The organism is Thermomicrobium sp. (assembly GCF_053493975.1).
In genome coordinates, this window is record NZ_JBRBZA010000067.1 from 1 (window position 1) to 13502 (window position 13502).

Annotated in this window: 15 protein-coding genes and 1 pseudogene; 9 read left to right on the forward strand and 7 right to left on the reverse strand. The window is 64.6% G+C overall.

What is annotated here, in order from left to right; genetic code table 11:
- Positions 1-46: 46 nt before the first annotated feature.
- From ACWIVK_RS10750 to ACWIVK_RS10765, 4 genes are all read left to right on the forward strand, one after another.
- Positions 47-895, forward strand: coding sequence for a hypothetical protein (locus ACWIVK_RS10750; RefSeq protein ID WP_448576687.1), 849 nt, complete (start codon positions 47-49; stop codon positions 893-895).
- Between the two features lie 112 nt (positions 896-1007).
- Entirely contained in the window at positions 1008-2273 is a 1266-nt protein-coding gene (locus tag ACWIVK_RS10755) for an MFS transporter (protein WP_448576688.1), read from the forward strand.
- Positions 2274-2309: 36 nt separating this feature from the next.
- A complete protein-coding gene (locus ACWIVK_RS10760) occupies positions 2310-2810 on the forward strand; it encodes a CinA family protein (protein WP_448576690.1) in 501 nt (166 codons plus the stop codon).
- 13 nt (positions 2811-2823) lie between these two features.
- Positions 2824-4089 carry a M16 family metallopeptidase gene (locus ACWIVK_RS10765; RefSeq protein WP_448576691.1) on the forward strand — a complete coding sequence of 422 codons (1266 nt, stop codon included), beginning with the start codon at positions 2824-2826 and terminating at the stop codon, positions 4087-4089.
- Here the strand turns inward: ACWIVK_RS10765 and ACWIVK_RS10770 are convergent.
- The 5 genes from ACWIVK_RS10770 to ACWIVK_RS10790 form a co-directional block, all read right to left on the reverse strand.
- Positions 4086-4721 carry an MBL fold metallo-hydrolase gene (locus ACWIVK_RS10770; RefSeq protein WP_448576692.1) on the reverse strand — a complete coding sequence of 212 codons (636 nt, stop codon included), beginning with the start codon at positions 4719-4721 and terminating at the stop codon, positions 4086-4088. The two genes, ACWIVK_RS10765 and ACWIVK_RS10770, sit on opposite strands and share 4 nt — an antisense overlap.
- A 77-nt stretch (positions 4722-4798) precedes the next feature.
- Positions 4799-5656, reverse strand: coding sequence for an ABC transporter permease (locus ACWIVK_RS10775; RefSeq protein ID WP_448576693.1), 858 nt, complete (start codon positions 5654-5656; stop codon positions 4799-4801).
- Complete coding sequence (locus ACWIVK_RS10780) at positions 5653-6609, reverse strand: ABC transporter ATP-binding protein (RefSeq protein WP_448576694.1); 957 nt, start codon at positions 6607-6609, stop codon at positions 5653-5655. Before ACWIVK_RS10780 ends, ACWIVK_RS10775 begins: the two co-directional genes overlap by 4 nt.
- A gap of 73 nt (positions 6610-6682) precedes the next feature.
- Positions 6683-7567, reverse strand: a complete 885-nt coding sequence (locus ACWIVK_RS10785; protein WP_448576695.1) for a hypothetical protein — start codon at positions 7565-7567, stop codon at positions 6683-6685.
- Between the two features lie 221 nt (positions 7568-7788).
- A complete protein-coding gene (locus tag ACWIVK_RS10790) occupies positions 7789-8367 on the reverse strand; it encodes a sigma-70 family RNA polymerase sigma factor (protein WP_448576696.1) in 579 nt (192 codons plus the stop codon).
- 639 nt (positions 8368-9006) lie between these two features.
- Between ACWIVK_RS10790 and ACWIVK_RS10795 the strand changes: the two genes are divergently transcribed.
- The 5 genes and pseudogenes from ACWIVK_RS10795 to ACWIVK_RS10815 all read left to right on the forward strand — a co-directional run.
- On the forward strand, positions 9007-9636 hold the full coding sequence (locus ACWIVK_RS10795; protein WP_448576697.1) for a hypothetical protein: 630 nt from the start codon (positions 9007-9009) through the stop codon (positions 9634-9636).
- Positions 9637-9990 carry a hypothetical protein gene (locus ACWIVK_RS10800; protein ID WP_448576698.1) on the forward strand — a complete coding sequence of 118 codons (354 nt, stop codon included), beginning with the start codon at positions 9637-9639 and terminating at the stop codon, positions 9988-9990.
- Positions 9991-9994: 4 nt separating this feature from the next.
- Positions 9995-10369: a hypothetical protein gene (locus ACWIVK_RS10805; protein WP_448576699.1), complete on the forward strand. Its 375-nt coding sequence runs from the start codon at positions 9995-9997 to the stop codon at positions 10367-10369.
- A 260-nt stretch (positions 10370-10629) separates the two neighbouring features.
- Entirely contained in the window at positions 10630-11115 is a 486-nt protein-coding gene (locus ACWIVK_RS10810) for an MgtC/SapB family protein (RefSeq protein WP_448576700.1), read from the forward strand.
- Positions 11116-11323: 208 nt separating this feature from the next.
- A pseudogene (locus ACWIVK_RS10815) lies at positions 11324-11446 on the forward strand (hypothetical protein); the annotation flags it as partial.
- Between the two features lie 21 nt (positions 11447-11467).
- Here ACWIVK_RS10815 and ACWIVK_RS10820 read toward each other — a convergent pair.
- Together ACWIVK_RS10820 and ACWIVK_RS10825 are read right to left on the reverse strand one after the other, a co-directional pair.
- Positions 11468-12481: an NAD(+)/NADH kinase gene (locus tag ACWIVK_RS10820; protein WP_448576702.1), complete on the reverse strand. Its 1014-nt coding sequence runs from the start codon at positions 12479-12481 to the stop codon at positions 11468-11470.
- Positions 12478-13497 (reverse strand): alpha-ketoacid dehydrogenase subunit beta, encoded by a 1020-nt coding sequence (locus ACWIVK_RS10825; RefSeq protein WP_448576703.1) that lies wholly within the window; start codon positions 13495-13497, stop codon positions 12478-12480. Before ACWIVK_RS10825 ends, ACWIVK_RS10820 begins: the two co-directional genes overlap by 4 nt.
- Positions 13498-13502: the final 5 nt, after the last annotated feature.

Sequence of the window (13502 nt, forward strand, 5' to 3'; positions counted from 1 at the left end):
TTGCGCGCTGCAGCGGATGCTCTCGAGCCCGTCGGGGAAGAGTGAAATGCGACGGTGGTGGCGGCGCGATCGCGACCGAGATGAACGATCAGCTGTAGACCGACCGACCGAGCAGCCCGAGCGGCCGGTCCGAGAGGCCGAGCGGCGACGCCTGGCGCGCCTCTACCAGCGTCGTGAAGAGTTGCGGTATGACCTCATGCTCGCTGAGCAGGCTCTCCAACCGGAGAATCGTTGGACAGAACGTCTTCGCGAACTCGATGCGGCGATCGCTGACCTCGAAGAGCAGCGAAAAGCACTCGAGTCGGTGCCCCCCGTCCTTCTCCCTTATCCCCTGCCGTCTGTTCCGGTCGAAGTGAGAGTCGATCTGGGCGAATCGCTCGCGACGGTCGAATTGGAGATCAGCGGTGTCGTTCTCCGCTGGGTCGAGGAAGTCGACTGGGCTGAGCGCGGGCACCAGCTCGCACCTGCCCGGCTGCGGCGGGTGGAGGGCGAGCTCGGCGAGGTACTCGCAGCAGTGGGTTACCGTGAGCCGAGCCCTGAGCTCCTCGCGACCCTCGCGGCCAGTGCCGATCTCGTCGCGGCCGATGCGCTGGAGTCAGTGCGACGTCGGCAAGTTTGGACAGAAATCCGCCTCGACGATCTGGCGCGACCGTGCCCCGCCTGCGGTGGCTGGCGAGACCTGCGTGACCGCTGTCCGACATGTGCCGCACGTGCCTGGCAGGCGCAACACCTCGTCTCGGAGCGTAATCGGCTGCGGCGCGAGCGGGATGAGGTGTTCCGCGATTGGCAGCGCACCCGTGACCGCTTGCCGATCATCCAGCGTCAGCTCGCGGAAGTGGAAGCGGACATTCGCCAACTCGAAGAAAAGGGTGTTCGGCTTTCCAGCGACGGATGAGTTTTCGCTTGCTCGTCGGTTCGCGCAGTGATCTTCGAGACGATCGGCTATACTGCCGGTACCGGATTCCCTGTCGCGGCCAGGCAGATGGTCGGGGAGGGGAAGGGGAAGGGTGGAGTGGCGCGAGCCGCTGCGGCTGCTGGTGGGGAACCGGCGGTTCGCTGCATTGTGGGGCTCCGATCTCGTCGCGACCATCGGTGATCGGGTTCACCGGGTCGCTCTCGCGGCACTGGTCTACGAACTGACAGGCTCGATGACAGTCGCTGGTTTGGCATTTTTGGCCAGCGGATTGCCGGATCTTTTGCTCGGGCCGCTCGCTGGCGTGGTGGTGGACCGGGTCGATCGGCGGCGCGTGATGATCGCTTCGGATTTGGCTCGTGTTCTACCGGTCGTTCTGCTCCCGATCGCGGCCGAATACTGGATCGGTAGTCTCTACTTACTCTTGTTCATGATCAATGCTGCCTCGATCCTCCACCGACCAGCCAAGATGGCCTCCATTCCGGCAGTCGTGCCACCGAGTCAGCTCACGACGGCGAACTCTCTGTCGTCGCTCGCCGAAAGTCTCGGTGACATCGGCGGATATCCGCTGGCCGGGCTGGTCGTCGGTGGGCTGGTGTCGGTGCTGGGTAGTCGGCAAGGACTGGAAGCCGCCTTTGCGGTCGCTGCACTCGGGTACCTCATTTCGGCGCTGATCCTGTGGCCCCTCAGGTTACCGCCCCTGGTGGTGGGGAGCGAGCGGTCCGTTCGCGTAGTCTGGCGAGAGTTGGTCGGCGGAGTGCGGTTCTTGGTGAATCAGCCGCTCGTTCGCACCAACACGCTACTGGTCGCGCTCGGCGCGATCGCGATCGGTATGGCCATGCCGCTGCTGGTTGGCTACGCCTACGCGCGGCCCGAGCGCGGCGAGGTGACCTATAGCCTGCTCAATTTCGGGATCGGCGTGGGCAGCGTCGTGGGCGCGCTCTTGGTCGGCACGCTCAATGCACGGCGCCTCGCGACGCTCGTCGTCCTCGGGCTGATGGTCATGGGAACCGGCTTGACCGGACTGGGCCTCGGCCCACCGCTCTGGGGCGGTGTCGTCCTGACCGGACTTACTGGACTCGGGAATCTCCTGTTCCTGATACCGAGTGTGACGATCGTGCAGCGTGTGACTCCCGCGAATCTCATGGGACGTGTTTTCGCTCTTCGCTCGACCATCCTGTTCACCGCGCTCATCGCTGCGAACGGTCTGGGTGGTTGGCTGGGTGATTACCTCGGTGCCGGGCGCGCGTTTTTGGTCGTCGGGAGTGGGCTGATCATCATGACCGTCGCGATGTCGCTTCTCCCGGCGACCCGACAGGCCGACCGACTCGATGATCTCATGCTCGAGCCATCCCGGTAACGGCTATACTTGCACGATGTGGTCTGGAGGTTTCGCGTGCCGGAGCATCCACTCGCCCGTCAGGTCTACGAACTCTTCGTCCAGCGACGGCTGACGCTGGCGACCGCCGAATCGTGCACGGGCGGGCTGATCGGCCACCTGCTCACCTCGGTACCGGGGAGCAGCGAATACTATATCGGTGGGGTCATCGCCTACAGTAACCGTGTGAAGCAAGCGCTGCTCGGTGTCCCGGAAGACGTGCTCCGTTCGGTCGGTGCCGTGAGCCGGGAGTGTGCCGAGGCGATGGCCAAGGGAGCTCGAGAGCGCTTTACGACCGACTACGCGGTCGCCACGACCGGTATCGCTGGCCCCGGTGGTGGAACGGCGACCAAGCCGGTCGGATTGGTCTACGTCGCCTGTGCGGGGCCGCACGGTGTCGTCGTCGAAGAGCATCGATTCACGGGTAACCGCTGGCAGAACATCGAGCGTTCGGCGGAAGCGGCGCTCCGGCTGCTGCTCGATCAGGTTCAGCTCGCCGATCGATCGGCGACGAGGTAGGAAATGGGTAAGGATGGATTACCAGAAGACGTGCTTGCCCAATGGGATCCGTATCGTGACCAGCCGGATGCCCCATGTGCGCTCGGCGACGGTCATCGTGTACGTCGGGGTCGGCTCGCGCTATGAAAGCGATCGCGTGGCCGGTATCTCGCATTTTTTGGAGCATATGCTGTTCAAGGGTACTGAGCGGCGCCCGGATCCCGTCCTGATCAGCGAGGCGATCGAGGGTGTCGGCGGGATGATGAACGCGTCGACGGGTCGCGAGCATACGGACTACTGGGTGAAAGTGCCGAGCCGGCATCTCGAACTCGCTTTCGATGTTCTGGCTGACATGCTGCGTCACTCGTTGTTCGATCCGGGCGAACTCGAGAAGGAGCGGCATGTCATCGTCGAAGAGATCCACGGCATCCGCGACACACCGGACGACTACGTGCACGATCTGGTGGATCGGGCTCTCTGGAACGGGCATCCGCTGGGAAGACCGATCATCGGCTCGGAAGAGACAGTCGAGGCGATCACGCGCGACGAACTCATCGCCTACCTCGAGCAGCATTACCGGGCCGATCGCTTGGTCGTGGCTGCAGCTGGAGACCTGACGCACGAGCAGGTAGTCGAACTCGTGCAACGCTATTTCGGTGATCTGGAGCCAGGGACGCCAGCTGATCCGCACCCGGCTCGACCGAGCGATGCGCGGCCGACGATCGAACTCCTCGAGCGACCGACCGAGCAGGCACACCTCTGCCTCGCACTTCCTGCGTTGCCGTACCGTGACGAGCGGCGCTTCGTACAAGGTATGTTGGATTCCGTGCTCAGTTCCGGCATGAGTTCGCGGTTATTCAAGGAGATCCGCGAGCGCCAAGGACTCGCGTACGAGGTGTACGGGTATCTCCGCGAGTATGCCGACGTCGGGCAGGCGGTCATCTACACCGGTACTGACGTCGAGCGTGCTGAGCGCGCGCTGCGTGCTGTGCGGGGCGAATTGGAGAAGCTGGTGCGCGAGCCGGTTCCCGAGGACGAACTCGAGCGCACGAAGGAGTTGCGCGTCGGGCGGATCGTCATGGGCCTGGAGGACAGCCGGGCGGTCGCCAGCTGGATCGGCGGGCAGGAACTGGTGTTCGGTGAGGTGCTGACGCCCGAGGAAGTCATCGCCCGTATTCGGGCGGTCACCAGCGAAGAGATTCAGGCGTTGGCACAGGAACTGTTCCAGCCGGAACGCTTCGCCCTGGCTGTAATCGGGCCGTTCGCGGATGCCGAACCTCTCGTGCGCGCCGTGCGTTAGGATCCGCTGGCGACCAACTGCTCGATCCAGCCGCGTTCGCGACCGATCGTCGTCGTCGGGCCATGGCCCGGAAAGACGACGACCTCGTCGGGGAGCTCCAGCAGACGTCGGAGTGTCCCCATCGTCTCCGTCATGCTGGAGCCGGGAAGGTCGACGCGACCGTACCCGCCCGGGAAGAGGGTATCCCCACCGAAAAGCCAGCGGCGTGTCGGCTCGTACAACGCGATCTGTTCCGGTGCGTGGCCCGGCGTGTGGATCACCGTGAAACTCAGCGGCTCGAACTGCAGTGTGGCACCATCCTCGACGAGCTCGTCTGGTGGTGCTGGCTCGATTTCGAATGGGAGCGGCGTGAGGAGCGGGCGCGGCTGCTGGAGACGCGGAACCGCTTGCGGATGCGCGATGATCAGCGCGCCCGTCTCCCGCCGCAAGGCGGCCGCATCGACGATGTGATCCCAATGCGTGTGCGTGATCACGATCCGTTCGAGCCGCGCCTGGCGTCGCTCGAGTTCGTCGAGAACGGCGAGGCACGAGTCAGGGGGAGCGTCGACGAGGAACGCGCGATGCTCCGTGACCAGGAGATACGCGTTCGTCTCGAGTGGCCCACAGGGAAGGGTAACGATCTCGACCGCCATGCTCTCCCTCTCTCGTGTCGTCCGACCCGCCGCTGCTGAGCGGCTGCGTCGTGAGTATGCCGCAACCAGGATGATGGCTAAAGATCACGGCGATGGAAGCGCAGCATGGCGAGGAGCAGGAGGACGAGAGCATAGGCGACGCTGTACCAGACGGCGAGCGTGCTCGGCGGGACAGTGGTTCCGAAGGGGTTCGGCCCCAGGAAGTTCACGGCGAGGCGCGGTTGGACGAGATAACTGGCGAGTCGCCACATGCTGTCGCTGGGAACCAGGATGGACGAGATCACGCCGATGCGGATGAGAACAGCGTTGTCCAACGCCGTGCCGATCTGCTCGACCAATCCACCAGTAATCGCCATGCCGTAGAGCATGAAGACGATGACACCGTTGGCGACGGTCGAAAAGAGCGTGCTGCCGAGGATCGTCAAGCTCAGCAGGATCACGGCGACCAGCACGATCAAGCCGTAGGCCTGAAGGACATTGGGCGGCTGGTAATCACCGATGAAGCGGGCTGTGAGCACGACGGTGGCGACCATCACCGCGATGTACACCACGAGCATCGATGCGTAGCCGAGCCATTTGCCGAGCACGATCTCCCACCGACGGATCGGCTTCGGAACGATCGCGTGGAGCGTGCCTTGTTCGATCTCGCTGGCGATCGTGCCCACGGACGCAAAGATCGTCATGACACCAGCGAGGAAATTGACCGTCCACAGGCCGAGCAGCACCATCGCACTGGCGAAGACCTCGTATGGCAAGGTCATGCGTGCTCCAGCTGCTGCTCGACGCGCTTCCATGGCTCGCCAGTCCTGCACGAACAGGGAAAAGCCCCAGACGTAGAGCACGACGAAGACCAGGCTCAGCAGCACCACGCCGAGGACGAGCTTCTTGCGGAGACCTTCGCGGAAGGTCAAGCGAGCGATGACCAGCGCCTTCATCGTGACTCCAACTGCTCGTCGTTCACCAGGCGCACGAACAGATCTTCGAGCGAGCGGCGTTCGGGAATGACGCCATAGACGGGGATGCCGGATGCGACGAGAAGATCGACTGCTCGAGCGATCGTTTCTTCGTCCGGTGCACGCGCGATGATCGTTGGACGTGGAGCGGGTCGGAGGTCCTCGACCTGCACGAGCCGTGCCAGGGCATCGAGTGTTCCGTCGGGGAGCGACCCGAGGCGGAATTCGACTGTGAGGTCACCGGCCAACAGCGTCGTCATCGGTCCCAGCGCGACGACACGTCCCCGGTTCACGATGGCGATGCGGTCGCAGACCGCTTCGACCTCGCTGAGAAGATGGGAGTTGAGAAAGACCGTGATCCCTTCGCTGCGGAGGCGCCGGATGAGGTCGCGGACGTCGCGCCGTCCGAGGGGATCCAAGGCCGAGGTCGGCTCGTCCAGAATCACCAGACGCGGCTCGGCCAAAAGTGCCTGGGCGATCCCGATCCGCTGCTGCATGCCTTTGGAGTAGGTCCGCACTCGCCGTCGTGCCGCTTCGGTGAGACCGACCAGTTCGAGGACTTCGGGAATGCGCCGCTGCCGCTCGGCACGACTGAGTCCGTACAGCTGCCCGTGCAGGTCGAGGAGTTCCTCTCCGGTCAGCCAGTCGTGGAAACGGAAGAGTTCCGGCAGATAGCCGATCTGGCGGCGTGCCTGGTAGTCGCCGAGGGGGCGACCGAGTACCCAACCGGTGCCGGCGGTCGGCCGGATGAGGCCGACGAGTATCTTGACGGCCGTGGTTTTGCCAGCACCGTTGGGGCCGAGGAAACCGAACACTTCCCCATAGCCGACGGTGATCGAGAGGTCTTCGAGTGCCACTCGATCACCATAGACCTTGCGAAGGCCCCGCGTTTCGATCGCCCATTCGGACTGGCTGCCTGGCGGTCGCGCTTGCATCGTGTTCCGTCACAGTCAGGAGCCGGGTAGGAGGCAAGAGCCCCCTACCCGACGCGGTTTCACCTGGTCACCATCAGCGGAGCGAGCGCGCGATGGCCAACGCCTGGTCCGCGGTCACGCTGCCGCCGACGATATGGAGGATACCGCGTTCCTGCCAGAGGACTGCGGATCCTTCAGAACTTTCGATGAGCAGCCCGCTCGTGCCGCGCAGCGAGATAGTCCGTGAAGTGGCTTCCTCAGGGATCGGGATGATCAGCGTTTGGCCCCAATCGCGGATCGCACGGATCTGGGCCACTACGTCAGGCGGAAGCCCTGGAAGCATCAGCAGGTCCTCGCGCAGAAGCTCCGGATCGATCTCGGCGGGAAGTTCCAGTGTCGGGCTCTCGAGTTCGGCGACCAGCAGCATGGCTCGATCGCCCGCTTCCCACACTTGCGCGGCGCTCGCCGGAACGGAGAGCGCAACAGTGACCGTCGGCGTCACGCTCGGATCGGGCAAGCTGGCGAACTGCAGACCGAGCTGCGCGGCGGCCTCTTGCACGCGAGCGACGTCGATCGTCATCTCGCTCCGCTGAGGATCACCGACGACATAGCGCGGCTGCGCCGACGCAAACGGCCCGGGCACCGCGGCCGGGGCGAGCGGTGCACGCCCGAGGTGAGCGGCGAGATCGTCCAGCGAAGCGACCTCGCGAACATGCTCACCATTCATCTGTTCGGGTGTGACCCGGAAGGCTTCCTGCAGTTGCTCGCGAAGCGTTGCCTTCTGGTCCTCCGGAATCGAGCCGAACTGCTCGCTCAAGGAATCGATCGTCGAAGCTGGTATGGTGATAGCCGCGAACTGCTGGACGCGGAAGCGCTGCACCAGCTGTTCAGCGAGTGCTCCCACGGGTGCGAGCCAGACGACTAGCGCGAGGGCAAGAGTCGCGGCGAGAGCCGCACTCGCCGTTCGGACATAGCGCATGGGACGCTCCTTTCGCGATAGCGTAGCACGAACTGGCAGAGATACGGGTGGCTGCTCGAGCGAAGCCAGGGTACGTTCGACCAACTCCGCATCAGCTCGCAAGCGCTCGAGGCGCTGCTGGCAGGATCGACAGCCAGCGACATGCTGGCGCACGGCGGTCTCACCTGGGCTGTCGACCAAAAGCCGGAGCATTCCCTCGGGCGGGCAGCGGCGCAATCGTCTCACTCACGCACCTCCTCTCTTTCGTCGCCGATCAGGGCTCGGTATCGCTCGCGGAAGCGACGCTCAGCGCGCGCCAGCAGGGTACCGACCGACGTCGGTCGAAGGTCCAACAACATGGCGATCTCTTCGTAACTGAACCCGCTCACGCGCAGGGCGAGTAACGCCCGATCGCGATCGGGAAGCTTCTCCAACACGCTTTGGACCAGCAGCGACGTTTCATTCCACTCCGCGGTGGATCGCTGCTCGTCGAAAAGGCGCTCGAGGCGGAGCAGACGGGACCAGTGGAACCGGGCTCGTCGCTGACTGCGTAGCAGGTTGAGCGCCGCGTTGGTCGTCACGCGGGCGAGCCAAAGCCGCAAAGCGTGTGGATGATCGTCCAGCTGCGGCGGTTGAAGGTAGAGGCGAAAAAAGACCTCTTGGCAGATATCCTCCGCGTCGTCGGTTCGACCCAGTGTGCGCAGTGCGATTTGGAAGACGAGCGGGCGATAACGCTCGTCCAGGAGCGCGAAGGCCTGCTCGTCGCCCGCCCGGGCAGCTTCCAAGAGTTCGCGATCGGTCCGTTCGGCCACGAGCGCCACGCGTACCCCTTTCCACTTCTATCAAACACCGCTGAGCTGGCTGTTGTGACAGCAGCTCGGCGATCCGATCGGATCGCGTGTCTCGTTTCCGGTTCGACCGCGCCTACGGTGTCGGTGTCACCGCTGGGGTCGTCCTGGGCTCGGAGTGGCTCGAGGCGTAAGAACCGGAGAGGCGGTTGGCGTGGATGTGGGCGTCCGCGCTGGTGTCGCCGCTGGGGTACGAGCCGGCGTCGCTGCGGGAGCGGCAGCTGGCGTCCGTGCTGATGCAGTCGTCGGCGTGCGCGGCGCGGCTGCAGGGGTTGCTGCACGTGTCGGAGTCGGCGTTGCAGTACCGGCTCGGCGAGTCGGACGGGCGACTAGGAGGAGCGCGAGGAGATGGGTCAGTGTGAGGAGCGTTCTCTCCGACCACATCGTCTGCATCGATTCTTCACCGCGCCCGTCGCCGACGACGGCGAGCGCGACTCCCATGGCCCGTTCGGCTGGGACCGGGGCATGTTCTCCGTCCTTCCGGTCCTGGACAAGCCACTGCAATGCCCATTCTCTGGAACAGTGAGGGCTTCGGAAGAAAGAGCGGTGTGGTACAGTCGGCGCGGTTGCCGGATACCCGGCCGCTGCTGTTCTGGAAGGGAAGAGGGGTCGATGCGGATCCGGGAAGGAATCGTCCTGCTGCTCCTCAGTGCGAGCGCCCTGATCGCCTGTCGCTCAGCCTCGCCGACGCCGACCGTCGTGCCGAGTCCGACCGCGGTACCCACCGAGGTGACACCCGCTCCGACACCGGTCAAGACGCCTGCGCCGGTGGTTCTCAAGCCACCCGATCTCGTTCTGAAGGCTGGAAGCGGCGAGCAGCCGGCGACGATCGGACCGTTCTTTTGGGTGCTCGATTCCGGCTTTGCCGGCGAGACGACCGCTCCCGGGCTCGTCCCGACGAGCGAACAGCCGCTCGCCGTCCGGTCGGGCGAGACGCTCAGCTTTGCCTTCAGCGAGGAACGGATTCCGGAGAAGGTGTCGCTCGCGGTCTATCCGCAGGAGGGGAATTTCGAGCCGATCTCGCCCGCACCGGATGCGCCCAAAGGGTTCGTCGTCAAGACCGATCCCGTTGTAACGGCTGAACCGGAACGCAGCGGTGCCGGCTTCCAGTGGACGATGCCGGAACTGAGCCCGGGTGCCTACTTCCTGCGGGTGGAAGTGGAATGGCCTCAGCACCCGAAGAATCCCCGCCCCGACAAGGTACCGCGGGCGGTGTATGCCTTTTGGATTCGCGTCTCCTGAATGGTCGCAACCGTGGCGCTGGACACTGGCTTACCGGCAGGCTTGTTGCTCGCGAGTCTTCTCGGTAGCATGCTGGGGTTAGGCTGGCATGCGGTGTTCGGTCGGCGGATCTGGCAGTTCCCGCTCTATTGGTTAGGTGGAGTGCTCGGTTTCGGGGTCGGTTCTGTCGCGAGCCAGCTGCTCGGAGTGGCTCTTTACCGGCTGGGCACCGTGCCGCTGGTCGAGGGGGGGCTCGGTGCACTGTTCGTTCTGGGGATCCTTTGGCTCGTGACGACGCCGGCTGAATCGGCTCGCACTCGTCGAGCGAGGCAGCGCTTCCGACGCGACAACGATCGATCGTCGGGGGAGGGATAAGGGGATGCGGCGCGGGTGGTTATGGGTGATCGTCGGTGGCTTGCTCGCGATCTTCGTCGTGCTGTTCGTCGTCTTGTACCTGTTGGGCGGACCGGAGCAGTCCGCACTGGAGCGGGTCCGCGATATCGCGATCATCTTCCTCGCCCTTTCGACGATGCTCGTCGTGCTCCTGCTCGGTGCTCTGGTCGGGGTCGGGATATGGCTGGGACTCCTGATTCGCGATCACCTGATCCCCTTGCTCGCGGCAGCGACCGAGACGATGTCGCGAGCGAAGGGAACGGTCGAGTTCGTGGGGGAGACGATCGCCCGGCCCATCATTCGGACGTACGGGCGGGTGGCAGGTCTCCGCGCGCTGATCCGTACCCTCACGGAGCGGTGAGGCGACGCCGCACGGGAGACAGCAGATGGGCAGTGCTGCTCCCTGCTCGCGCCGTGCGGGAATAGGCCCGATGCTCGGTGTCATCACCGTGCTGACTCTTTGGCCCCCTCGGCCGAACGAGGGCGCGAGACGGTCGCCTGCTCGCGCTTCCGGCTGCGCTGGTTGGTTCACCCTCGACAGAAGCGGTAGACTCGACGCGCGTCGGCCTGAACGGTATCCCGCGGCGGTACGTCGAACGAACGCTGTACGGGGATGGTCCGATGTTGAGCGAAGCCGAGACGATCGTCCGGCTCATCATCGCGCTCCTGCTCGGGGGGCTCTTGGGCTTCGAGCGCGAACTCAGTGCCAAGCCGGCTGGGCTGCGTACGCACATGCTGGTCGCTGAGGGCGCAGCGCTCTTCATGGTCTGCTCGATGCTGCTCATGGAGCAGTTTTCCCGTCCGGAGGCCGGTATCCTGATCGATCCCAGTCGGATCGGCTCGACCATCGTCACCGGTGTCGGCTTTCTGGGTGGTGGCATGATCCTGCGCGCCCGCGACCGCGTGTTCGGGCTGACGACGGCGGCTGGGATCTGGGTCGCGGCTGCGATCGGGATGCTGGTCGGGGCAGGTTACTACGTGATCGCCATCGTCGGGACACTCCTGGCTGTCGCGACGATCGTCTTCGTGCGCCGGATCGAGCGGTATCTGCGCCTTCCGGAGCAGCTGCGTGAGCGACCACTGGACGAGCTTTCTGTCGAAGAGTGATTCCATGGTGCTCCGCATCGAGCGTCTCTCCGAGCCACCGGATCTGGACGATGAGGCGCGTTACGTGGTAGAGCGGTTCTAGCCACGTGGAGACCGAGGGCAGACCTGCAGTTGACAGCTTGGCTGCATGATGTCACCCCCGGCTACGAGCCCCGTCACTGGGAGGGGCATGACCTGACCGAGTGGCCGTCGTTTTCAGGTTCGCTCTTTGGAAGAACTCCGGAGCAATCCAGCTGCCTGGGAGCCACTCCTCAGGAGTGCACAGCGGGGAACCATCACGCACCTTGACAGTGCGCGCGAGGCAGAGCGCAACAGCGCAGTGGTCCCGCGCAGCTTCCCGGAGGAGCAGCTTTCACAGCGCCAACGGTGGGAGAAGGAGCGCTCCGCTCCGAGCAGCCTCCTGCAGCGCGCGCCGCGGATCGAGGACCAGTGGTCCAGCCGCCGAAAGCCGCACGAGAACCTGTTCAGCTCGCTCGATCCGCAGTTCTCGCTCTCCATCCAGTGCCAGCGTGCAGGGGATCGTCTCGATCGGCACGGCTCGATCAGGGCTGAGCGGTTCACAATGGCGGACAGGAACAGGTACGACGAGGCCAGGAGCCAACGGGGCGAGCGCCGTGATCCCGCCGGGACCGAGTTTCACGGTGGCCCCACCGTGATCCCCCCAGGGACACACCGCAGCAGCGATCGCTGCTAAGCCGATCACGCCGGGAAGGACCCGCGCAACGATGACCTGTTCGATCGAGCTCGGATCCCAGATGGCTCGAGCACCGAGGAAGCGCTCGCGCGAGACAGCGACGTCGATCAAGGCGATATCAGCGAGCGTCCCGTCGATCCACACTTCGAGTCGTGGCCACCGGTGCAGGCAATCGGAAAGCCGACCACTGGCGAGCAGGCCCGCGGCTACCCCGGCGATCGTTCCGTCGACCAGGAAAGGAAAGACGTTGTTCGTCCCGGTCGCGATCGGGACGAGGGGAAGATCGCGACAGCTGCGTGCGACGACTCGATTTGTTCCGTCGCCACCCAAGGTGACGAGACAGGCGACCTGCTGCTCGGCGAGCCAGGCCGCCGCTCGCTCGGAGTCGGTCGCGGTGAAGGTACAGGGAATCGGGATCGGTCGGATGTCGGGGCGCGGCAGCAGATTCTCGGCAGCCCGCTCGACGATCCCGAAGGAATCGCGTAAATACCAGACTCGCTCGATGCCCAGCGCGGCCAGCGCTGCGAGCACGCGCCGGACGATGCGGACCTTCTCCTGGTTGTCGAACGTGGAGGCGAGCGCGACCAGACGCCGGACATCCTTACCCGCAGCTGGGTTGGCGATGATGCCGACGCTCGTCGGCTCGCCTCGCTGATTTGCGTACCTGCTCACACGATCTCCCGCACCGCTGCGATGACGCGCTCGGGGCTCGGGATGTAGTACTGCTCGAGGCTCGGACTGAACGGCACCGGCGTGTGCGGGGCCGTGACGAGCTTGACCGGTGCATCGAGATGATCGAAGCCTTTGTCGACGGCCAGTGCCGCGATATCGGCAGCCACCGAGCAGCGAGGATTGTCCTCATCGACCACGATCAAGCGTCGCGTCTTGGCCAACGAACTCAAGACAGTGTCCTCGTCGAGTGGCGAGAGCGAGCGCAGGTCGACGACCTCAGCCTCGATTCCTTCGCGACTCAAGCGATCGGCCGCTTCGAGTGCGATGTGGACCATGCGCGAGATAGCGACGATCGTCACGTCGCTGCCTTCGCGCTTGATATCCGCTTTCCCGATCGGGATGACGTACTCGCCCTCGGGCACCTCGCCCGTCATGTCGTACAGCATCTTGTGCTCGAAGAACATCACCGGATCGTCATCGCGAATGGCCGCGATCAACAGTCCCTTGGCATCGTACGGTGTGGCTGGTGCGACCGCCTTCAGGCCGGGCATGTGGGCGAAAACCGAATAGTGACAACCGGAATGTTGTCCAGCCGCACCGAAGCCGGCACCGATCATCGTCCGGATCACCATGGGGACCTTGGCTTTGCCGCCGAACATGTAGCGGAGCTTGGCGCCCTGATTGAAGATCTGGTCCATGCAGACGCCGAAGAAATCGACGAACATCAGTTCAGCGACTGGGCGGAGCCCGGTCACAGCAGCACCGACAGCGGCACCGATGAAGGCTGCCTCGCTGATCGGTGTATCGAGGACACGCTGGCGACCGAACTCGCTCACCAGGCTCTTGGTGACCCCCAAGGGTCCGCCCCAAGCACCTTCTTGCTCGATATGCTCGATCGTCGCCCCGCCCGCGACGTCCTCTCCCATGAGAATGACGGTCGGATCGCGGCGCATTTCGAGCCGCAAGGCCTCGTTGATCGCCTGCCGGTAACTGAGTACGCGCGTGGTGACGACCATGCTCG

Excerpts from the sequence above, each read along its gene's own strand:
- ACWIVK_RS10750 (WP_448576687.1), top strand. The coding sequence starts at position 47 with ATGCGACGGTGGTGGCGGCGCGATCGCGACCGAGATGAACGATCAGCT.
- ACWIVK_RS10765 (WP_448576691.1), top strand. The coding sequence starts at position 2,824 with ATGGATTACCAGAAGACGTGCTTGCCCAATGGGATCCGTATCGTGACC.
- ACWIVK_RS10770 (WP_448576692.1), bottom strand. The coding sequence starts at position 4,721 with ATGGCGGTCGAGATCGTTACCCTTCCCTGTGGGCCACTCGAGACGAAC.
- ACWIVK_RS10775 (WP_448576693.1), bottom strand. The coding sequence starts at position 5,656 with ATGAAGGCGCTGGTCATCGCTCGCTTGACCTTCCGCGAAGGTCTCCGC.
- ACWIVK_RS10780 (WP_448576694.1), bottom strand. The coding sequence starts at position 6,609 with ATGCAAGCGCGACCGCCAGGCAGCCAGTCCGAATGGGCGATCGAAACG.
- ACWIVK_RS10785 (WP_448576695.1), bottom strand. The coding sequence starts at position 7,567 with ATGCGCTATGTCCGAACGGCGAGTGCGGCTCTCGCCGCGACTCTTGCC.
- ACWIVK_RS10795 (WP_448576697.1), top strand. The coding sequence starts at position 9,007 with ATGCGGATCCGGGAAGGAATCGTCCTGCTGCTCCTCAGTGCGAGCGCC.
- ACWIVK_RS10800 (WP_448576698.1), top strand. The coding sequence starts at position 9,637 with ATGGTCGCAACCGTGGCGCTGGACACTGGCTTACCGGCAGGCTTGTTG.
- ACWIVK_RS10805 (WP_448576699.1), top strand. The coding sequence starts at position 9,995 with ATGCGGCGCGGGTGGTTATGGGTGATCGTCGGTGGCTTGCTCGCGATC.
- ACWIVK_RS10810 (WP_448576700.1), top strand. The coding sequence starts at position 10,630 with ATGTTGAGCGAAGCCGAGACGATCGTCCGGCTCATCATCGCGCTCCTG.
- ACWIVK_RS10825 (WP_448576703.1), bottom strand. The coding sequence starts at position 13,497 with ATGGTCGTCACCACGCGCGTACTCAGTTACCGGCAGGCGATCAACGAG.